Origin of the sequence: Thermosynechococcus sp. B3, assembly GCF_030323045.1 — a bacterium.
Taxonomy (GTDB): Bacteria; Cyanobacteriota; Cyanobacteriia; order Thermosynechococcales; family Thermosynechococcaceae; genus Thermosynechococcus.
On record NZ_CP097584.1, the window covers coordinates 424,559 to 446,089 of the forward strand.

The 21,531-nt window shown below is 54.6% G+C and carries 18 protein-coding genes; 9 read left to right on the forward strand and 9 right to left on the reverse strand.

Annotation, left to right across the window (positions count from 1 at the left end; all coding sequences use genetic code 11):
* Window positions 1–8: 8 nt before the first annotated feature.
* From M0646_RS02180 to M0646_RS02190, 3 genes are all read right to left on the reverse strand, one after another.
* Entirely contained in the window at window positions 9–1,274 is a 1,266-nt protein-coding gene (locus tag M0646_RS02180; protein WP_206201371.1) for an AmpG family muropeptide MFS transporter, read from the reverse strand.
* Between the two features lie 56 nt (window positions 1,275–1,330).
* Window positions 1,331–3,931, reverse strand: coding sequence for a glycogen/starch/alpha-glucan phosphorylase (locus tag M0646_RS02185; protein WP_286626395.1), 2,601 nt, complete (start codon window positions 3,929–3,931; stop codon window positions 1,331–1,333).
* A 163-nt stretch (window positions 3,932–4,094) separates the two neighbouring features.
* On the reverse strand, window positions 4,095–4,526 hold the full coding sequence (locus M0646_RS02190; protein ID WP_286626396.1) for a hypothetical protein: 432 nt from the start codon (window positions 4,524–4,526) through the stop codon (window positions 4,095–4,097).
* Window positions 4,527–4,642: 116 nt separating this feature from the next.
* Between M0646_RS02190 and murA the strand changes: the two genes are divergently transcribed.
* Entirely contained in the window at window positions 4,643–5,962 is a 1,320-nt protein-coding gene (murA, locus tag M0646_RS02195; RefSeq protein ID WP_286626397.1) for a UDP-N-acetylglucosamine 1-carboxyvinyltransferase, read from the forward strand.
* Here murA and M0646_RS02200 read toward each other — a convergent pair.
* The 4 genes from M0646_RS02200 to M0646_RS02215 are packed head-to-tail and all read right to left on the reverse strand — an operon-like array spanning window position 5,918 to window position 10,858.
* Entirely contained in the window at window positions 5,918–6,490 is a 573-nt protein-coding gene (locus M0646_RS02200; RefSeq protein ID WP_286649819.1) for a hypothetical protein, read from the reverse strand. The genes murA and M0646_RS02200 overlap by 45 nt on opposite strands.
* Window positions 6,490–7,119, reverse strand: coding sequence for a class I SAM-dependent methyltransferase (locus M0646_RS02205; RefSeq protein WP_286649820.1), 630 nt, complete (start codon window positions 7,117–7,119; stop codon window positions 6,490–6,492). The genes M0646_RS02200 and M0646_RS02205 overlap by 1 nt, the downstream gene beginning before the upstream one ends.
* On the reverse strand, window positions 7,116–8,924 hold the full coding sequence (locus M0646_RS02210; RefSeq protein WP_286649821.1) for a proline--tRNA ligase: 1,809 nt from the start codon (window positions 8,922–8,924) through the stop codon (window positions 7,116–7,118). The genes M0646_RS02205 and M0646_RS02210 overlap by 4 nt, the downstream gene beginning before the upstream one ends.
* A 53-nt stretch (window positions 8,925–8,977) precedes the next feature.
* Window positions 8,978–10,858 (reverse strand): hypothetical protein, encoded by a 1,881-nt coding sequence (locus M0646_RS02215; RefSeq protein WP_286649822.1) that lies wholly within the window; start codon window positions 10,856–10,858, stop codon window positions 8,978–8,980.
* A 244-nt stretch (window positions 10,859–11,102) separates the two neighbouring features.
* Here M0646_RS02215 and M0646_RS02220 point away from each other — a divergent pair, with 244 nt between their 5' ends.
* The 5 genes from M0646_RS02220 to M0646_RS02240 all read left to right on the forward strand — a co-directional run bounded on the left by M0646_RS02220 (window position 11,103) and on the right by M0646_RS02240 (window position 16,818).
* Window positions 11,103–12,041 carry a DMT family transporter gene (locus M0646_RS02220; RefSeq protein ID WP_399374959.1) on the forward strand — a complete coding sequence of 313 codons (939 nt, stop codon included), beginning with the start codon at window positions 11,103–11,105 and terminating at the stop codon, window positions 12,039–12,041.
* 62 nt (window positions 12,042–12,103) lie between these two features.
* Window positions 12,104–12,889 carry a 3',5'-cyclic-AMP phosphodiesterase gene (cpdA, locus tag M0646_RS02225; protein WP_286649824.1) on the forward strand — a complete coding sequence of 262 codons (786 nt, stop codon included), beginning with the start codon at window positions 12,104–12,106 and terminating at the stop codon, window positions 12,887–12,889.
* Between the two features lie 69 nt (window positions 12,890–12,958).
* A complete protein-coding gene (locus M0646_RS02230; RefSeq protein WP_286626408.1) occupies window positions 12,959–14,644 on the forward strand; it encodes a B12-binding domain-containing radical SAM protein in 1,686 nt (561 codons plus the stop codon).
* 117 nt (window positions 14,645–14,761) lie between these two features.
* The gene (locus M0646_RS02235) at window positions 14,762–15,106 is read left to right on the forward strand and encodes a helix-turn-helix transcriptional regulator (RefSeq protein WP_149817764.1); all 345 of its coding nucleotides are present in this window, start codon (window positions 14,762–14,764) and stop codon (window positions 15,104–15,106) included.
* Window positions 15,107–15,186: 80 nt separating this feature from the next.
* Window positions 15,187–16,818, forward strand: coding sequence for a CTP synthase (locus tag M0646_RS02240; RefSeq protein WP_149817766.1), 1,632 nt, complete (start codon window positions 15,187–15,189; stop codon window positions 16,816–16,818).
* Here M0646_RS02240 and M0646_RS02245 read toward each other — a convergent pair.
* Complete coding sequence (locus tag M0646_RS02245) at window positions 16,801–17,061, reverse strand: FeoA family protein (RefSeq protein ID WP_286626411.1); 261 nt, start codon at window positions 17,059–17,061, stop codon at window positions 16,801–16,803. The two genes, M0646_RS02240 and M0646_RS02245, sit on opposite strands and share 18 nt — an antisense overlap.
* Entirely contained in the window at window positions 17,058–19,235 is a 2,178-nt protein-coding gene (locus M0646_RS02250; RefSeq protein ID WP_286649825.1) for a CHASE2 domain-containing serine/threonine-protein kinase, read from the reverse strand. The genes M0646_RS02245 and M0646_RS02250 overlap by 4 nt, the downstream gene beginning before the upstream one ends.
* Window positions 19,236–19,619: 384 nt before the next feature.
* On the opposite strand from M0646_RS02250, the gene M0646_RS02255 reads away from it, so the two are divergent.
* From M0646_RS02255 to M0646_RS02265, 3 genes are all read left to right on the forward strand, one after another.
* The gene (locus tag M0646_RS02255; RefSeq protein WP_149817772.1) at window positions 19,620–20,660 is read left to right on the forward strand and encodes a LysR family transcriptional regulator; all 1,041 of its coding nucleotides are present in this window, start codon (window positions 19,620–19,622) and stop codon (window positions 20,658–20,660) included.
* Window positions 20,661–20,766: 106 nt separating this feature from the next.
* Entirely contained in the window at window positions 20,767–21,036 is a 270-nt protein-coding gene (gene rpsO, locus M0646_RS02260) for a 30S ribosomal protein S15 (protein WP_149821602.1), read from the forward strand.
* 5 nt (window positions 21,037–21,041) lie between these two features.
* Window positions 21,042–21,506, forward strand: a complete 465-nt coding sequence (locus M0646_RS02265; protein ID WP_286649826.1) for a PAM68 family protein — start codon at window positions 21,042–21,044, stop codon at window positions 21,504–21,506.
* Window positions 21,507–21,531 lie beyond the last annotated feature (25 nt).

Genomic DNA, 21,531 nt, shown 5'->3' on the forward strand with positions numbered 1-21,531 from the left:
AAGTATTTTCAGTCATCACTGCCGGGGCGGGGAAAGGCTGGCTTCGCTTGCCAAGGGGCAAAAAACGGCAGGAGGAGAAGTGCCGGTAGGGCAGCACCAATCGTAAAGAGAAAAAAGAGCGGCCAGCCCATGATCTCTGCCGCTTTACCCGCGGGCGCTGCCAACACATCCCGACTAAAGGCAAACAAACTGGAGAGCAGGGCATACTGTGTTGCACTAAATTGAGGGTTGCACAGGCTCATTAAGAGTGCCGTTAGAGCCGCGATCGCCAGTCCGGCACAGAAGTTATCAATACTAATGGCGGCCACCATCACCGTTGGATTGGCACCGGCATTGGCCAAAACAAAATAGGAGACATTGCTAGAAGCTTGCAATCCCCCCATGATCCAAAGAGCACGGTGAATACCGATTTGACTGATGGCCGCCCCGCCGGCAAGGGCACCAACAATGGTGGCAATCAGCCCGACACCCCCTTGCACCGCACCAATTTGGGTTTGGCTAAAGCCCTGCTGCAACAGGAAAGGGGTCATCATGTTCCCTGTGAGGGCATCCCCCAAGCGGTAGAGGCAGATAAAGAGCAGAATAATCAGCCCCGTTCCCCAGCCGTAGCGCTGGAAAAAATCAAGGAAGGGGCGAATCACTGCTTGCGCCAATGAAGGAGGAGCCGGGGGATGGACTTCGGGTTCCGGTGCCCAAAGGGTCGTGACCATGCCCACGAGCATCAGCAGCGCCATCAGGACGTAAACCACGGGCCAAGGCAGTTGATCGGCAAGAATCAGGGCTAGGGAACCCGTGACCAAGAGCGCAATGCGATAGCCAAGGACGTAAATACCCGCACCCGCCCCCATTTCAAGGGGTTCTAGGACATCGGCACGGTAGGCATCCACCGCAATATCTTGGCTGGCGCTCAAAAAAGCAATGGCGAAGGCATTCACTGCCAATAGCCGTAGGCTCGTACTGGGATCCTGTACCGCCATTAGGGCGATCGCCCCCAAGAGGAGCACCTGAATGAGCAGTAACCAGCCCCGCCGCCGTCCCAAAAAGGGAATTGTATAGCGATCTAGCAAGGGTGACCAGAGAAACTTCAGCGAGTAGGGCAACCCCACGAGGCTAAAAAGGCCAATGGCGGTCAAGTCAATGCCCTCAACGGTCATCCATGCCTGCAGTGTTCGGCTGGTGAGAAACAGGGGTAACCCTGAGGAAAAGCCCAACAAGAGCAGGGCCGCCATTTTGCGACTTTGAAACACCCGTAGAGCTGCGCCGATTCCCGCCATTCATGTCGTTCCCCTGCTTGAGACTTGCCCTAGTGTAGAGCAAAAGGGGCAGTCACCTAAAGACTACTGGCTTGATTGATGCGACTGGGGCGAAAAGCGGGCCGACAGGTATCTAGGGAAACGGGGACGGGTTTGACGTGCCAGATGTCTTTGCAGTACTCCGCAATCGTGCGATCGCTAGAGAATTTGCCCATGCGCGCCACATTGAGAATAGACATCTGTGTCCAGTGGCTCTTCTCGCGGAAGGCTTGGGCAACCCGTTGCTGACAGTCCACATAGGATTGGTAGTCCGCCAACAGCATATAGGGATCTTCGTTGAGCAGGGAACTGACAATCGGTTCAAATAGCCCCGGCTCACGCGGATTGAAGTAGTCGGAAATCAGGCTGTCAATCACTTTCTTGAGCATTGGGTTGCTGTTGTAGTACTCGCGGGGATTGTAGCCCTCAGCTTTCAGGCTCATTACCCCTTGCGCCGTCAAACCAAAGAGGAAGAAGTTCTCTGCCCCCACCTCTTGGCGAATTTCCACATTTGCCCCATCCAGAGTACCAATCGTCAGGGCGCCATTGAGGGCAAATTTCATATTGCCGGTGCCGGAGGCCTCCTTACCAGCGGTGGAGATCTGCTCTGAAAGATCAGCCGCAGGATAGGTCATTTCCCCAAGGGAAACGGAATAGTTACTGAGGAACACGACCCGCAGACGGCCATTGACATCCCGATCATGGTTGACCATATCCCCCACCGCATTGATCAGCTTAATGATCATCTTGGCCATGAAGTAGCCGGGGGCTGCCTTGCCACCAAAAATAAATGTGCGCGGCTGAATGTCAATGTTGGGGTTGGCCTTGATTTGTTCGTAGAGGGTAATAATGTGGAGCACCGCCAAGTGCTGCCGCTTGTACTCATGGATCCGCTTCACTTGAATGTCAAACAGGGAATAGGGATCCACTTCAATCTGGTTGTGGCGCCAGATGTACTCCGCTAGGCGTTCTTTGTTGGCTTGCTTGATTTGCTGCCACTTGGCCTGAAAGGCGGGATCCGTGGCGTAGGGTTCTAGGCCGCGCAGGTCTTCAAGGTGGGTAATCCAGCGATCGCTCTTCAGTGTTTCGGTAATCAGGCTGGCCAAGCGGGGATTACTCATCAATAGCCAACGGCGGGGGGTAATGCCATTGGTTTTGTTCTGGAACTTGTTGGGGTACATCTCGTAGAAGTCCCGCATCAGCTCCTGCTTGATCAGCTCTGTGTGCAGTTCGGCGACCCCGTTGACCGTATGGCTGCCGACACAGGCCAAATGCGCCATGCGCACCTGCTTGGGATGACCTTCCTCAATCAAGGACATGCGTGCTAAGCGGGCAATGTTGCCGGGATAGCGTTGGCGAATCTCGTTGAGGAAGCGGTAGTTAATCTCGTAAATAATTTCAAGGTGGCGCGGCAGTAGTTGCGCAAAAAGTTCCACCGACCAGCGTTCAAGGGCTTCCGCCAGCAGGGTATGGTTGGTGTAGGCAAAAGTGCGCTGGGTAATGTCCCACGCTTTTTCCCACGGGAGTTGGTACTCATCCACCAGCAATCGCATCAGTTCAGCCACACCAATGGCAGGGTGGGTATCGTTGAGCTGAATGGCTACTTTGTCGGGGAAGGCATCAAAGCTGGTGTGCCGCCGCAGGTAAAGGCGAATAATGTCCTGCAACGAACAGGAGACAAAGAAATACTGTTGCCGCAGGCGCAGCTCCTTGCCTTGGGGAGTGTTGTCGTTGGGGTAAAGAACCTTCGAGATATTCTCACTAAAGGTTTTTTCCGAGACCGCTTGGGTGTAGTCACCGGCGTTGAAGACCTGTAAATTAAAATCCTGAGCAGCACGAGCACTCCACAGACGGAGCGTATTCACCGTATTTTTGCCATAGCCTGGAATTGGCGTATCGTAGGGCGTGCCAAAAACGGTAGTGCTAGGAACCCACCGCACCCGGTAGTGCCCTTGGACATCGGTGTAGGCTTCGGTGTGGCCGCCAAACTTAACTTCGACATTGTAGTCGGGCCGGGCAATCTCCCAAGGGTTACCAAAGCGCAGCCAGTTGTCGGGGACTTCGTGCTGCCAGCCATTGGTGATGATTTGCTCGAAAATTCCATACTCGTAGCGAATGCCGTAGCCAACAGCGGGAATTTCGAGGGTGGCTAAGGAGTCGAGGAAACAAGCCGCCAACCGTCCTAGGCCGCCATTTCCTAAGCCTGGTTCAGGTTCGCGATCCATGAGTTCATTGAGATCTAAGCCAAAGTCGGTCATGGCCTGTTTGGTTTGCTCATAGAGGCCGACGTTAATCAGGTTATTCAGGAGCAAGCGACCAATGAGAAACTCTGCCGACAGGTAATAGACCACCTTCGCATCCTGCTCAAAATAGGTTTGGGCAGTTTTAATCCGTCGATGCAGCAGGCGATCGCGCACCGTGTAGGCCAGTGCCATGAAGTAATCGTAGGGCGTGGCAAACATGGCATCCTTGCCTTGGATGTAGTGCAGGTTATCCACAAAGGCGCGCTTCAGGGTTTGCACTGTCATCCCTGTGCGATCGCTCTCGATATACAAATCGCAGTGTTCGTCGTTGGCAGTAGGGTTGGTGTGGGAAACTGAATGAACAGGATGACCGTTAGGAGTGGAGGAACTATTCATGCAACCTGTGGCTCTGAAGGAATCGGAAATAACTTAACTTAAGGCTAATACAGATTTGTGAAATGTACATTAGATTACCGCTGCGGGAATTTTAATAATTGATTTATCTGCCTTTACATTTTTTTAATCTTCTCAAAGAGTGATCCAATCCCTTGGACAATCCCTAATCAAACCAACCAATTTCTGCATCGCCAAGGTGAGAGGCATTGGGATTGGAGATGGGAATTTCATTGACAAGGGGCTTAAATCCCACATCCTCAAAGCGGTAGGGCTGAGGCACCGTGAGTTGGCGAATGACTTCTTTGGCCTCTTCAAATTCGGCTTCTAGAGCCTGATGGCGGGTTTGGAGGTCCTGAAGCTCAGTTTCGAGGGCTTGGGCGCGATCGCGCCACGTTTGCACTTCCTGTTGCAGTTGCTCTATCTGGGTGCTGTGAGCGGTTTTCTCAGCTTCTGCCGCTGCTAACGCTGCTTTGAGGGTGGCCAGTTCTTGCTCTAGTTCTGCCTTGGTGGGCTGGTGTCGACTCCGCTTGCTGGGCGCTTGACTTTGTTTGGCTGCCTCTTGCCGCAGTAGATCGCTGAGGTTTTGGTGTTCCATCAAATGAATGATTAAATTACTTGCACAATCACAGTCTTTCTCTTGTTGATCTTTGCATAAAATTCGCACTGATAGGATATAATCGCTTGGAATTCTTTTGGCTGTGAGAGTGAAATATGCTAACCTCGACCGCAACGCCGCTGACCACAGAGCAGGCACACCTCAAGATTCAGGGGGGCTATCGGTTATCGGGGGAGGTGAGGATTAGCGGAGCCAAGAATTCAGCATTAGTCTTGATGGCGGGGGCACTCTTAGCAGCCGATACAACCATTCTCCATGCAGTGCCTGACTTGGCGGATATTCGTCGCCTTGGGGAAATTTTACAGGCATTGGGGGTCAAGGTACAACGCCTCGGTAGTGAAGCGATCGCCATTGATGCCACGGAATTAAATACCAATGATCCCCCCTATCGCTTGGTCAGCCAACTGCGGGCGAGTTTCTTTGCCATTGGTCCATTGGTGGCACGGTTGGGGATTGCTCGTGTTCCCTTGCCTGGCGGCTGCGCTATTGGCGCTCGTCCGGTGGAACTGCATGTGCGCGGTCTGCAAGCGATGGGAGCCGAAGTCACGATTGACCACGGTGTTGTTACCGCCAGTGCCCCCAAACTGAAGGGAACCCGCATCTATTTGGACTATCCCAGCGTTGGTGCAACGGAAACCCTGATGATGGCCGCCACCCTTGCCGAGGGGGAAACCACGATTGAAAATGCCGCTCAAGAACCGGAAGTGGTGGATTTGGCCAACTTCTGTATCGCCATGGGGGCAAAAATCTATGGCGCAGGCACCAATTCGATTACCATTGTTGGGGTCGATCGCCTCCACGGCACTGAATACGAAATTATCCCTGATCGCATTGAAGCGGGAACATTTCTCTTGGCGGCTGCCGTCACCCGCTCTGCCATTACATTGGCACCGGTCATTCCCAGTCACCTGACACCTGTGGTTGCCAAACTGGAAGAAATGGGAGCGAGGATTGAATTTCCCGATCCCACCCGTGTCCGCTTTACCCCTGCTCTGCACTACCGTGCCACCGACATTGAAACGCTCCCCTACCCCGGCTTTCCCACGGATATGCAGGCCTTGATGATGACATTGCTGGCCATCAGTGAGGGGAATAGTTTAGTCAGCGAAACGGTGTTTGAAAATCGCTTTGGCCATGTGGCTGAACTGAATCGCATGGGTGCCGATATTCGCGTCAAGGGAAATCACGCCGCCATCCGAGGGGTGCCCCATCTTTCCGGTGCACCGGTAACAGGTACAGATTTACGTGCCACAGCGGCTTTAGTCGTTGCTGGACTGGCTGCCCACGGCGAAACCCACGTCTATGGCTTGCAGCACTTAGATCGGGGCTACTGGCAAATTGAAGCCAAGCTGCGGGGTTTGGGTGCACAGCTAGAGCGTTATGTTCCGAGTACAGCCCCTTCTCCAGTTTTTTAGCCCGTCCTTGGGGGCAAGTGCCATCTCGGTTCCTATCCCCCCTGTCCATTGCGCCATCACATTCGCCAGTACTGCAGCTACGGTGGGCGTCCAATGTTCCCATGCGCTAAGGGGCAAGGCCAATGCCCCCCAATAGGCACCAAAAAGACAGCTTAAGAGAAAACCAGCGCTGGGTTGCTGCTTGATAACAATTTCATGGGCTAATTCTAAGTCCCAAGGGGCGATCGCCAAGGCATAGCGGATCACCTCTCCTCTCTCTAGAGGTACGGCCAAAGGCTCAGGTGCCCAAGCCGCCGCGAGGTATTCATGGAGTAGGGTCTGAATCTCCTGCAACGCCGCGGGGACTGAGATCAAAGGTTGATCCCATGATGCCAACAACTGCGGCAGCTGAACGGGCCACTCCCCTTGGTTGGGGGTTAACCATTGGTGGGGCAGTGCTTGGGCTAGATAGATATCCTCTTTAGCGATGCCCCACAGAAGTCCAAGGAGGGCACCGCGAAACTGCTCATAGACGCCCCCTCTGACCATCACGCCGACTGCTTTTGACCCACGACAGCATAGAAGGGATCGGTGAATCCCAGCCAAGGCCAGCGACGGGGCAGCTGGGTTTCTACCACCTTGAGGGAGGGAATGCTATCAATGTAGGTTTGCACCAAGCGCACGCGATCGCCCTCGGTACCCTCGCGCCACGCCTGAATCGCCTTCTCAAAAAACATGCGATTCGAGAAGCTGACAATGACCACCCCTTGGGGTTTGAGGATACGGGCAATTTCTGTAAAAGTGGCCTCAGGATACTGGAGGTACTGCACCGACACCGCCATCAGCACGGCATCAAAACTGGCCTCCTCTAGGGGCAAGGCCAACGCTTCATTGAGGTTCTGGACAAAGTAGCGATCCAGCCGAGGGTTGCGGGCTAGCTCCGCCGCATTCATCCCATGACCCACCACCTCCGCAAAGGATAGCTCTGGTGGTAGATGGGACACCCAACTACTCATTAAGTCCAAAACCCGCATTTGTGGCTGCAGGTATTCGCGGTAGAGATTTGTGAGGCGCGCCAGAAAGAAATCATCCACATGGGTTACAAAGCGCGGCGCCGCGTAAAAGAGATCATCGCTGCGGTTATCCAGTTTCGTGCGCTGGTAGGGATTGAGAATCATCGACCTAACTGCTGAGCAATCTCCTTTTGAAGATAACGAACAACTTCGCTGATAGGGAGGGTGGATTTGGCACCGCTTGCCCGGATCACCAGTTCCACTTCACCATTGGCGATCGCCCGCCCCGTCACTAGGCGATAGGGAATGCCAATGAGATCCGCATCTTTGAATTTCACCCCTGCCCGCTCATCGCGATCGTCGAGGAGCACCTCAATTCCTGCCGCCTGAAGTTGATCGTAGAGGTCAGTAGCCACCTGCATTTGCTGCCCATCCTCGATGTTGGGAACGACAATGATCACCTGATAGGGGGCGATCGCCAGCGGCCAAATGATCCCCTGAGCATCGTGGTGCTGCTCCACTGCCGCCTGTGCCAAGCGGGAAACCCCAATGCCATAGCAGCCCATCACCAGAGGCACTTCTTCCCCCTGTTCATTGGTGTAGGTGGCCTTCATCGCCTCAGAATACTTTGTCCCCAACTGGAAAATATGGCCAATTTCAATGCCACGGGCCGTCTCTAGGTGCTGTGTTGGATCGTGGCAGGCGCGATCGCCGGCTTGGGCTTTGCGCACATCGGCGACAATGGCCGGTAATGGACAGGATTTGCCCCAATTGACACCGACACGGTGCTGTTGATCGCGATTGGCTCCTGTAATAAACCGCTTTAACTCCGTTACGGTGTGATCGGCAATGCGAATCCAGTGGGGAATGATCTGGGGATCGGCTTTAATAACGCCGTCCTCTATGTCAGGGCCAATGTAACCAAAGGGAATGGGGGTGGCTGCCCACTCTTGGGCGGTATTGGCATCCGCCACCCGCAGATCCAGCAATTTCGTTGCCCCGTAGTTGGGCGCAAGGGAAGTGAGGGTGTTGTGCAGCTTGACGCTATTCACCTCTTGATCACCGCGAATACTCACCAACACGAGACCCACCCGCCCATTATCGAAAACCGCTCGATAGAGGACATTTTTCACAATTTGCGTCGGATGGCACTGCAAGTGCTCAACAAGGGCATCAATGGTTGCCGTATTGGGGGTATCTAGTGTCGCCACCTTTTTGTAGGTTGTGGGCACCGCGTCAGGGGGCAGCGAAACGGCCTTTTCCACATTGGCGGCATATTGGCCGTCAGCCGTATAGAGCACTTCATCTTCGCCGGCGGCAGCCAGCACCATAAACTCATGGGATCCCGATCCGCCGATCGCACCCGAATCCGCCTCTACAGCTCGAAACGTCAGGCCACAGCGCTGAAGAATACGGCTATAGGTGTCGTACATCACCTGATAGGTTTCCTTGAGGCTGGCCACATCGGCATGGAAGGAGTAGCCGTCCTTCATAATGAATTCTCGTCCCCGCATCAGACCAAATCGCGGGCGAATCTCATCGCGGAATTTGGTTTGAATTTGGTACAGGTGAACGGGCAACTGACGATAGGAGCGAATCAAGTCCTTAGCAAGGGTGGTGATGACCTCTTCATGGGTCGGCCCTAGTCCCAACTGCCGCTCAGCGCGATCGGTGAGGGAAAACATGATCCCTTCGGCCTTGGTATAGGTATCCCAGCGTCCCGACTCTTGCCACAGTTCAGCGGGTTGTAATTGCGGCAGCAAACATTCCAAGGCACCACTGCGGTTCATTTCCTCACGGACAATGGCGCTCACTTTTTGCAGCACTCGCCACATCAAGGGCAGATAGCTATAGATGCCACTGGCAATCCGTCGAATATACCCCGCCCGCAGGAGCAATTTGTGGCTGGGAATTTCCGCTTCCGCTGGATCCTCGCGAAGCGTGACAAAAAGCATTTGCGAGAGGCGCATAGCTGGGCTACCGATACTGCACAGAGCCTCTATTTTACGATGACCAGCGATCGCTAGGGGGTAGCCGTTGGTTCGGGGTCCGCTGCTGGCGGTTGAACAGGTGTCGGCATCGGGGCAACCGTGGCCTCAGGTGTCGGTGCAGGACTGGCAGGGGTAGGAGCAACGGTGGTTTCAGGGGTGGGCGTAGGCGTTGGAGATGTCTCAGGTGTCGGCTTAGGAGCAGCAGTGGCTTCAGGGGTGGGTGTGGCCGGCGGCACTGATTCTGGTTCGGTTACTGGTTCAGAAGTCCTTTCAGGGGGACTGGGGGGGCTTTCCCACCAAGCGGGCGTGGGTGCTGCCTGTTGACGTTGGCGCACGCTGAGTTCATAGTCCCACTGCCAGATGCGATTGAGGGCTTCACGGTAGAGGGCGCGATCGCGACCAATTTGCTCAGCGGTTTGAATGGCTTCCTCTAGTTTGCCTTCCCGTGCCAAGCGAATGGCTCGATCCAGAATCGGACGATCCTCAATTTCTTCCAGTTTTTCCTGCCACTCGTTGCGGTAGTTGGCCACTACAGAAGCAAGCACAGCATTGCTGGGGAAGTATTGCAGAACCCCTAGGGCGGCCTGATACTGTTTCTGTTCTGCGAGGGCGATCGCCGCATGGAGCAAGGGCTGCTCATCAATCGTACGCAGATCCCGCTGCCAAAGGGCAATCAAACCTTGGGCTTGACCCCGTTCCGGCTGACCAAGGGGCACCTGCCGAGCTTGAGCAATGGCCAAGGCATACCCCCAGCGCAGATGAGAATTGGCGAGCCACGATGCCCACTGAAGATGCTGCTGGTTGCGCAACTGCTGCTGCCATGTCTTGAGGTAGGCCTGAGCCGATGCATAGAAGGGATCCGTGGTGGGAATCTGCTGCACGCGAGCGATCGCTTCCCAGTAGCCCAAAACCGTTCCCTTGGCCGCAAGGGCTTTGGCCTGCCCCAAGATGACAATCGGGCGATCGTGGTAGGACACATCGAGAGCGGGGGCAATTTTTTCAATGAGGGCTAGGGCACCCTCGCGATCGCCGGCCGCTAGGCGTTCTTCAGCGTACACAAACACTTCGGGAATCCAACGGCGAATATCCGCTTGGGCTTGGGAATAAACAACCGCCTCGGGGGGAATTTGCAGAGCCAGCATGACCGCCTCGGCCAGTTCATTGGCTGTTAACCAAGCCGCCAAATCCCGTGCCTGTACCAATTGCACCCACGCATCCTGTTCTTGGGAGATACGCACCGAGAGCTTTTGGGCCTGTTCGCGCCAGTAGTCGGTGCCCAACTGGTTCATCAGTTTCACTTGCAGTAATGCCAGCCCCCAATCCTGCTGGCGCAGTGCCGCCTCCGCCGTGGCCAACAAGTTTCCCCCTTCTCCCACATTGGTTGCGCTCAGTAGCTCTTGGGCTTGGGAGTAGCTGGCTGCAGTGGTGGGGATTTTTTTCAGCAGCAGCGTTGCCAGTTCGATGTTGCCTTGGCTCAACTGTTGGCGGGCAATCACGAGTAGGGCGGCTGACCATTCATCCACGCGCCGCTTCGCTTGGGGAAAAAGGGGGTGATCTTCGGGCCACTGACCGACGGTTTCAATGGCTTGAGCAACAGAGGGTAAGTTGCCGTGGAGGGCGGCTTGATCGGCACAGTAGAGGCGATCGCCATCGCTCATGACGAGGCCGGGGCGACGACAATCGGGCAAGGGGGGTAAAACCAATAGCCAAGCACTGGCGGTCATCAGGGTTGCGCCGGAGATTAAAAAGGGGATGAGCCAAGGCCACCCCTCATAGGCCATGAGTCGTTGGCGGTAGGTTTGCCAGCGGGAGGGCAGAGATGCAGTGACTGTTGTCCCCACAGGGGCGATCGCTAGCTCCGCTGACTTAGGAACCCGCCGCAACCACCGTTGCCAAACCTCTAGTGCTTTCATTTCCTGCTGCGGCTCCTCACCCACTGCCTCAAATTTCCCTAGGATACTAGGGAGGTCGTTAGAACTTTTATAGCAAATCAACTTGGCAATTCCCTCCTGAAGTTGCCGTTTCCCACGGCAGGATTATAATTTAAGGATACGAATCGCAATAATCCTTAACATTTCTCCTGATTTTGCAACGCCTGTGACCGCACTCTGGCAACGCTTGATTTTAATCTCCCCCTTTTTCTTTTGGGGAACTGCCATGGTGGCCATGAAAGAGGTGATGCCCCATACCTCGCCGCTGTGGGTTGCCGGTGTGCGCCTTGTGCCCGCAGGCCTTCTGGTGTTAGCGGTGGCGATCGCCCTCGGTAAGCCCCAACCCAATAGCTTACGGGCGTGGGGATGGATTAGTCTTTTTGCCCTTGTGGATGGCTTTTTATTTCAGGGGCTTCTGGCCACTGGCTTAGCAAAAACGGGAGCCGGGCTGGGTTCTGTCATGATTGACTCCCAACCCCTTGCGGTGGCATTGCTGTCCCGCTGGCTATATCAAGAGCGCGTTGGCGGCTGGGGCTGGCTGGGGCTATTTCTTGGCTTAGTGGGCATTAGCGGTATTGGTCTAGGCGATGATCTCTTGACGTTGCTCCATCAACCCAGCGCATGGCAAGGTATTCCTTGGGGACAGTGGTGGCAGCGAGGTGAACTGTGGATGCTGTTGGCTGCCCTCTCAATGGCCGTGGGAACCATTCTCATGCGTCCCTTGGCACGCTATGCGGATCCCGTTGTGGCTACCGGCTGGCACATGGTCTTGGGCGGGTTGCCCCTCTTGCTCTTGCCGAGCCTGAATACCCCAGCACCTTGGGCGGCTCTACAGTGGCCAGATGTCTTTAATTTGGGCTATGCCACCCTCTTCGGTAGTGCCCTGTCCTACGGTGTCTTTTTTTATTTCGCTGCCAAGGGGAATCTGACTAGTCTCAGTGCTCTAACCTTCCTCACCCCAGTATTTGCCCTCACCTTTGGGCATTGGTTCTTGGGGGAAACCCTGAGTCAAGTTCAGTTGCTAGGAGTGGGTCTGACGCTGGTTAGCATTTACATCATCAATCAGCGCCAAGTGCTGGGGCGGTGGTGGCAACAACTCCCCTTACCCACCCGCTTGCGGGAATCGGCAACTTCGGTCAGCGTTAAAGTAGTCGATCAAAAGTAGTCGATTAACCTCAGTCAAATAGGTCAGTTTCCTGCCCAGCGTCCCCACACCCCAGCAAGTCTATGAATGATCCCTTTCACCTGATCCAGTTATCAGATCTGCATCTATTTGCTACAGATGAAGGCAGACTCCTTGGCTTGCCCACGGCTCAATCCCTAGCTGCTGTTTTAGGGGTAATTCACCGTCATGCCCCTGCTGCCCTGCTGCTGACGGGAGACTTGGCACAGGAACCCGTTGCCACCACCTACGACCGTTTGGCTACTGCTTTCGGGGACTTTAAATGTCCCGTATATTGGATTCCCGGTAACCATGATGAACCAAGGGTAATGCTGCCGGCGTTGGAACGTCCGCCGCTGAGGGGCGATCGCCAGATCAATCTTGGGACTTGGCAAGGCCTGCTCCTCAGTTCCCAAGCGGATGGCAAAGTCCATGGTGAATTGCGTCCTGAAACCTTAAGCTGGCTAGAGGCAACCTTGAGTCGCGCGGGCGATCGCCCCACATTCATTGCCCTGCACCATCCCCCCTTTGAGACCGGTGCCCCTTGGCTCGACAGTAGCCGCCTACAAAACCCTGAGCACCTTTTTGCTGTCTTGGATCGCCATTCGCAGGTGAAGCTTGTCCTCTTTGGTCATATCCATCAGGAATTTGCCACCGAGCGGCAAGGGGTGACGTATCTCGGCTGCCCCTCCACCTGTATCCAGTTTTTGCCTCGCGCCCCTGAATTTTCCCTTGAACCCATTGGTCCCGGTTTTCGTCATCTGTTGTTATACCCCGATGGCACCTTTAGAACCCACATTGAACGGGTAGAGATTCCCCTCACCTTGGACTTTAGTGCCAAAGGGTACTAAAACCTAGGCGATAGCCGCATTTGTAGGCTATACCTATTGAAAAGTGCGTGTAGGTAGGAGTGGTGGGCTATGAACCTCAGTCGGAACACCGATGAGATTAAACTGGTTCCCGAGATGACCGGTGGTCGAGTCCCCTATACCCCCCGCAACCATCGCCGTATTCTCTGCATTTTCCCCCGCTATAGCCGCTCCTTTGGTACGTTTCACCACGCCTACCCCCTCATGGGCACGGTACGCGCCTTTATGCCACCCCAAGGGATTTTGTTGGTGGCCGCCTATCTTCCAGACTCTTGGGAAGTGCGCCTGATTGATGAAAATGTACGGCCAGCAACCGATGCTGACTATGCTTGGGCTGATATTGTCATTACTAGCGGCATGCACATTCAGCGGCCACAAATTTTAGAAATCAACGACATTGCCCATCGTCACGGTAAACTCACTGCCCTCGGCGGGCCTTCGGTCTCCAGTTGTCCGGAATACTATCCCGATGTGGATATTCTCCACCTAGGGGAACTGGGGGATGCCACCGATAAAATGATTGCTTACTTTGACGAGTACGGCAGCCAGCGCCCGCCCCAACAACTGATCTTTGAAACCACGGCACGGTTACCCTTGAGTGAATTTCCTGTGCCTGCCTACCAGCACGTGCGCATGGAAAATTACTTCCTCGGCAGTGTGCAGTTTTCCAGTGGCTGTCCCTTTCGCTGTGAGTTTTGTGATATTCCCGAACTCTATGGCCGCAATCCGCGCCTGAAAACGCCGCAGCAAATCCTCAAGGAACTGGATACAATGCTGGCTTCAGGAAATCCGGGGGCGGTCTATTTCGTTGACGATAACTTTATTGGCAATCGCCGCGCCGTCATGGAACTGCTGCCCCATCTGATTGACTGGCAAAGGGCCAATGGCTACCCGCTGCAATTTGCCTGTGAAGCGACCCTGAACATTGCCCAAAGCCCAAAACTTCTAGAAATGATGCGGGAAGCCTATTTCTGTACGATTTTCTGTGGCATTGAAACCCCGGAACCTGAAGCGCTCCACGCCATCCACAAGGATCAAAACCTAAGTATGCCGATTTTGCAGGCGGTGCAAACCCTCAATCGTTACGGCATGGAAGTGGTTTCTGGGATCATTATTGGCTTTGATACCGATACACCCCAAACGGGCGATCGCATTCTTGAGTTTATTCGCGCTTCCCACATTCCCACATTGACGATTAACCTGCTGCACGCCCTACCCCGTACCCCCCTCTGGCGTCGGCTGGAAGCAGAAGGCCGCCTCAACCATGACGAAAACCGCGAATCCAATGTTGAGTTCCTGATGCCCTACGAAGAAGTAGTGGAAATGTGGCGCCGCACCATCACCACCGCCTATGAACCGGAGTTTCTCTACGAGCGGTTTGCCTATCAAATGGAACACACGTATCCCAACCGCATTGCAGTGCCGAATAGCCCAGCTCGCCTCAGCCGCGAAAATATCCTGCGGGGACTGCGGATCATGAAAAATCTCCTCTGGCACGTGGGGCTTTGGGGGAGCTACCGCAAGACGTTCTGGAAGCTGGCAGGGCCTGCCCTGAAAAAAGGCCAAATTGAACAAGTGATCCACGTGGGTGTGGTGGGGCATCATCTGATTAACTTTGCCCAAGAATGTGCCCGTGGTGATGAGGCGGCGTCCTTCTATGCCCAACGGCTACGGCAAAAAAACACAACGGCCACCTCGCCCAAATCGGCCATCAAGTTGCCAGTGAAGCTGCGCTAACGCTCCTCGCAGCATTCCCCATCCCTAGGATGGGCTGCTTTATTTACTGTACAGTCATATAATAGAGTTATTAAGCTAAGTTATCTTGATCTGTGTCTCTAGTGTGCGATATCCCCTATGGTTGACCTCCCCTCCCCTGACTTGCTCACCCACGTTGCCGAGTATTTCAAAGTGCTGTCGGAACCGAGTCGCCTGCAAGTGCTCTGTGCCCTAAAACAGGGACGGCGCAATGTCTCGGAGATTATTCAGGAAACGGGGTTGGGGCAGGCCAATGTCTCAAAGCACTTGAAAACCCTTGCTCAGGCGGGTCTGGTGCGGCGACAACCCCAAGGGGTTACCGTCTATTACGAAATTGCTGACCCGACGATCTTTCCGCTGTGTGATCTGGTGTGCCAGCGGCTGAGGCAGCGCATTGAGGAGCAATCCCAAGTCGTCAAGGAATTGGTGCACAATTTCTCCTAGGCGCCATGCCCCAATATGCGAGAATAGTTGCGTAGGTTTTGATGAGTATGGCCTCTGCGGCTTAGCACTAGCATTCAGCAATGACGAAATATGTTTTTGTGACTGGCGGTGTCGTCTCCAGTATTGGGAAAGGAATTGTCGCCGCTAGTCTGGGGCGTCTATTGAAATCGCGGCAGTATTCCGTGTCAATTCTCAAGCTTGATCCCTATATCAATGTGGATCCGGGCACGATGAGTCCCTTCCAGCACGGGGAAGTGTTTGTGACCGACGATGGTGCCGAAACGGATTTGGACTTGGGGCACTACGAGCGCTTTACGGATACACCCATGTCCCGCCTCAATAGCGTCACGACGGGATCCATTTACCAAGCGGTGATTAACAAAGAGCGACGCGGCGACTATATGGGGGGAACGGTGCAGGTCATCCCCCACATTACGAATGAGATTAAAGAACGCATTCTACGGGTGGCGAAGGACAAAAACCCCGATGTGGTGATTATTGAAATTGGGGGAACCGTTGGCGATATTGAGTCGCTGCCCTTTCTAGAGGCCATCCGTCAGTTTCGCACGGAGGTGGGGCGGCACCATGTGCTGTTTATGCATGTAACCTTGGTGCCTTGGATTCCCTCGGCAGGGGAGATGAAAACAAAACCCACCCAGCACTCGGTGAAGGAATTGCGCTCCATTGGGATTCAGCCGGATATTCTGATCTGTCGTTGCGATCGCCCCCTTGTACCGGGCATCAAGGAAAAGCTCTCCCAATTTTGTGATGTCCCTGTGGAATGTGTCATTCCCTCGCCGGATGCCAAAAGTATCTATGAAGTGCCTCTGCTGCTTGAGCGCGAAGGGTTAGCCACCCAAGTTTTGAGTCTTTTGAACTTGGAGCAACGGCAACCGGATCTCAGTCAGTGGCAGGCTCTGGTGGAGCGGCTCTACCGTTCCCATACGCCGTTGGAGGTGGCGATTGTGGGCAAATATGTCCGCCTCAGCGATGCCTATCTTTCGGTGGTGGAAGCCCTGCGGCACTCGGCGATCGCCCTTGATCAGGAACTGCGTATCCGCTGGGTCAACTCCGAAGAAATTGTTGAAAATGGTGTAGAAAATGCCCTCAGCAATGTCGCGGCGATTGTTGTGCCGGGGGGGTTTGGTATTCGCGGCGTCGAAGGCAAAATTGCCGCCATTCAGTACGCCCGTGAGCAAGGAATTCCCTTTTTGGGGTTGTGCTTGGGGATGCAGTGCGCGGTGATTGAGTGGGCACGCCATATTGCCGGTTTAGAAAATGCTAACAGTGCTGAGTTTGATGCCAATACCCCCCATCCGGTGATTCACCTGTTGCCTGAACAGCAGGACATTGTGGATTTGGGGGGAACGATGCGCTTGGGCTTGTATGCCTGCCGCCTAGCCCCCAATTCCCTTGCCGAAAAGCTCTACGGCGAAACGGTCATCTACGAGCGGCACCGCCATCGCTACGAGTTTAACAATGCCTATCGCAGCCTCTTTTTAGAAACGGGCTATCAAATTACAGGCACCTCTCCTGATGGCCGCTTAGTAGAAATTATCGAGTATCCGGCTCACCCCTTCTTTATTGCGGTGCAGTTTCACCCCGAGTTTCGTTCCCGCCCCAATGCGCCTCATCCTCTCTTTTACGGCTTGCTGGCAGCGGCAGCCAAGAATTCTAATCGTGACAATTCACAGTTAGTCCCAAGCCTCTAGATTTCGCAGCGGTTCCACAAGGATAGTGCTGGCATCTGTTGCCCGTATGGCCACATCGGTCAGGGCACCCACCCGTACGGCCAAGGTTTGACTGAAGGGGGCACGACGCAACAGGGTGACGGTTTGGCCGACGGTAAACCCCACGGCAGCAAGGCGCCGTTGCCAAGCGGGGGTTCCCTCAATGGCAGTAATCCGCGCCGAAGTACCAAGGGGGAGGTCAGAGAGCACCACAGGATAATTCATGAGACGGGTGAAGCAGGTGTCGCCAAGCGCCGGACCTCTTGAAGGGCTTCCTTGGCGGAGGGGTAGCGATCGCTAAAGTTAAATTTCACCATCTTATTGAGCACTGCCGCTAGACCTTCACTCACTGTGACACACTGCTGCCAATCCACTTCACCCGTGCGCGGATCTCGCGGTAGATCGCGGGGTTTAATACCCGTTAAAGCCTGCAGCACAATCATGCTGACAGCGTAAATATCACTGCTGAGGGTGGGCTGACCGGAGAGCTGCTCTGGCGGAGCATAACCCATCGTACCAATGACCACGGTGCTCCCTTGGGTTTTCTCCACTTCTTGGGGTTGAATTTGCTTCACTGCCCCAAAGTCAATCAGCACCAGCTTGCGATCGCTGGCACGGCGAATAATATTATCGGGCTTAATATCGCGGTGAATCACATAGTGACTGTGGACAAAACTCAGCACTTCCAAGATTTCCCGTAGGAGTTGAATGGCCTCAGCTTCCGTGTGTTTGCGTTGCAGTTCCTCACTTAGGGAAGCACCATCAATAAACTCCTGCACCAGATAGAATTCCTGATTTTCCTCAACATAGGCCAGCAAGAGGGGAATTTGATCGTGGCGTCCTAGCTTTTCAAGGATTTCTGCTTCGGTATTAAAGAGCCGTCGCGCCACCTGCATAAAGCGCTCATCGGTGCGTCCCGGTCGCAAATGCTTGACCACACAGAGGGGGTTCCCCGGTCGCTGGGTATCCTGAGCCAAATAGGTGCGGCCAAAGCCCCCTGACCCCAAGACTTTTTGGATTTTGTAGCGACCACTGAGGAGAGAACGGGGTTTGCCGGTAATTTCTGTGGGTTCTCGCAGGGCTGCATTGAGGGCTGCCGTATCCTCGGCCATCAGCGATCGCAACAGTGCCAAGGCTTTTTCCTGTTCCTGTACTTTTTCTTGGAAAGATTTTTGCTCCTGCTGCGCCTGATAGCTAACGTAGCCAACCATGCCGACACTGCTGAGCACTAGGGCGATCGCCGGCGGCACCACGGGAATCCAGCCACTCCCCATGACAAAAATGCCAAAGCCACCACCAAAAAGGACAATTAGCCCCCCCACTACCGCGCCCCCCAACCCCAGGGGTTGCCGCAACCACCAGCCAAGGACACTGCCCACCCCAGCCCACAGCAGAATCCAGCCGAGCACCACTGGCAGCGGCCAATACCAAATGGGACTTTCGCCGTCGAGGGCCGCACTCAGGAATTGACTCACCATCTGGCCATGAACAACCACCCCCGGCATTTGCTGCGTCACGGCATCACTACCGCTATAGGGGGTGAGGAAAATATCCTTGATGCTCGGCGCAGACACCCCAATCAAAACGACGCGATCGCGAATCAGGTCTTCGCTTACCCGTCCGGTCAGTACATCCGTTAGGGAAACCGTTGGCCCCACTGCGTTGCGTGAGCGGTACTTCAGCAGGGTTTGCATGCCGCGATCGTCCACCCCCACATAGCCACCGGCATCGCTGCTGAGGAGGGGAAAATGCACATCATTGAGCGTCAAACCCTTGTCATCGAGTTTGATAGTCTGAGCGGGGTCTTGTTCTAGGTAGCGCAGTGCCAGCATCAGGGCAAAGGAAAAGGGCGTTGTACACCGCTGTGCTTTAGGATTGCTGATCACAAATAGATTGCGGCGAATGACACCATCGTTATCGAGGGGGATATCGGCAAAGCCCACTCGCTCTGGCACCTGTGCTGCGGGAATACTGGGTGGTGGTGGCACTTCGGGTTGCTCCGCTGTTTCCCCCGTTGATTTGCACACTGGAATAATGCGCGGGTTGATGCGAATCATGTTTTGCAACTCGTCGTGGCCGGGGGGGTGGGGCAAATCGCGGAAAATATCCAAGCCAATGGCACGCGGGCTAGCGGCATTAAGGCGGGTGAGGAGATCGGCAACGGTAGCATCCGGCAGGGGCCACGTTTTTTGGGCTTGAATGTCCTGCTCCGTCACCAGCACCGTCAGGATACGCGAATCAGGGTCACGGGCGGGTTGCGATCGCACATAGAAGTCATACAGACTCAGTTCCGACGGCTGAAGCAGTCCCAGTTGGCGCACACCGATCACCACAGCGGTTACTCCCAGTGTGGTGGCAACAACCGGCATCGGCAGCCATTTTGGCCAAGGGTAGGGCACGATTTCAACTCCTCGCGCAATTGTGCAGCGGCGCCCCGAGAGCATCGCTAGACCGATTTTAGCGAACCGCCATCTTCCCTTTCCGCTGCTGCTAGGGGATGAGCAACGGGATAGGGGGTTAAGAAGCAGCCAATAGAGGCAACTGTTCTCTTGGTGCTAGATGGCGATCGCTCGCTCCCCAGCGCAATAATGTAACAACATGTAACAAAAGTCAGCGATCGCGCGGGGGAAACTGAACCCTTACAATAGGTTTCAGATGTGCTATTTTGCGTCACTGGCAAGCCAAACTCAGCTTTCTTGTGCGGGGATAGATATCAATTGGGCATGATTCCTGATAAGTTCAGAAAAACGCCTCTTAGTGGCACGCCTATGGCCTCAATGCCTATGTCCGAACTGCCCTTTTCCCTTGATCAATTGCGAATCCTGAAGGCGATCGCCCTCGAAGGAAGCTTTAAGCGAGCCGCTGACAGCCTTTACGTCTCCCAACCCGCAGTGAGTTTACAGGTGCAAAACCTTGAACGCCAACTGGATGTTCCCCTCTTTGATCGCGGGGGACGCCGCGCCCAACTCACCGAAGCCGGACAACTCCTACTGGCCTACGGCGATCAAATTCTCTCCCTGTGCCATGAAGCCTGCCGTGCCATCGAAGACCTACAAAAATTGCAGGGGGGGACATTGATCATTGGAGCCAGCCAAACCACCGGCACCTACCTGATGCCCCGCATGATTGGCCTGTTTCGCAGCAAATATCCCGAAGTCGCTGTTCAACTCCATGTGCATTCCACCCGCCGCACCTGCTGGAGTTTGGTCAACGGTCAAATTGATCTGGCGATTATTGGCGGGGAAGTCCCCTCAGAACTGAGTGAGCAAATTACCATCACCCCCTATGCGGAGGATGAACTGGCACTGGTCTTACCCGTGGATCATCCCTTGGCTAGTGCCGAAACCCTCACCAAAGAAGACTTGTACAAGCTGGGCTTTATTGCCCTCGATGCCCAATCCACCATTCGCAAGGTGATTGATCAGGTGCTGCAGCGCGCCAACATTGACCCCCGCCGCCTGAAGGTGGAGATGGAGCTGAATTCCATTGAGGCGATTAAAAACGCCGTGCAGTCGGGCTTGGGGGCTGCCTTTGTCTCCATTTCCGCCATTGAGAAGGAGTTACAACTGGGGAGCCTGCGGCGGATAGGTATCGAAAATGTGGTGGTGAAACGCACCCTGTCACTGATTACCAATCCCAATCGCTACCGATCGCGGGCAGCCGAGGTCTTCTGCCGTGAAATTCTCACCCAATTTGCCACCTTTGCCATTGATACAGAACTGACAACGGCCAAGTCCCCCATCTCCGATAGTGAAAAACCCCTTAAGGAACTGCTGACGATCGCCCCCCTTGAGGAAAACAGCACCAATGTCAGTAATTCTTAGGGCGACGCAGTGGCAGCCAACAGGCAGAATAGTCGCGCTCAGGAGAGTTTATTATTTCAAAAGATCGGAGTATGATAATAGATCGCGCTATTCATAACTGATGACCATGGCCCTGCAACACGACGTTAAACAAGAAATCATCAACACCTACCAGATTCACGGTACCGATACTGGCTCTGCGGATGTCCAAGTTGCCATCCTCACAGAGCGGATCAAGCAGCTTTCTGAGCATCTCAAGGCGAATAAAAAAGATCACGCCTCTCGCCGAGGACTGCTGAAAATTATTGGCCGTCGCAAGCGGCTACTGGCCTATATCCATCGCCACGATGCCCAGCGCTATCGCCAACTCATTGAACGTTTAGGAATTCGGGGTTAAAGACAATGGCAAAACGGTCGGATCTGCCTTTTGAGCCTAAAAAGAAAAAAGGAGCAACCAAGCCTGCCAAAGCTCCTGCTGCCGCAGCCGTCCGTTCTAATGCCCCAAAATCCCCAGCCAAGCCAGCCAAAAAAAGTCCAGGCATTCCAGAAATTGTCAGCCAACGCATGGTTACCCGGATGGCAATCTGCTGCGGTACCCCCACGCTTTTGGGATTGATGACGTTTCCCCTGAGCTATTTGGTCGTCCACGAGGGCTGGTTCAAGTTGCCCAATGTGGCAGTGGTTATCGTTAGCTTAGGCCTGTTTGGCCTTGGGGCGCTGGGACTGAGCTATGGCATTCTTTCTGCGTCTTGGGATGAGCACGAGCAGGGAAGTTGGCTCGGCTGGCGAGAGTTTCGCACCAATTTTGGTCGTGTGATCGAGAGTTGGCAAGCCTATCAAGCCCAGCGATCGCAAAATGCCGAGTAAGCGCACCCCTTGAGGCGAGGAGTAG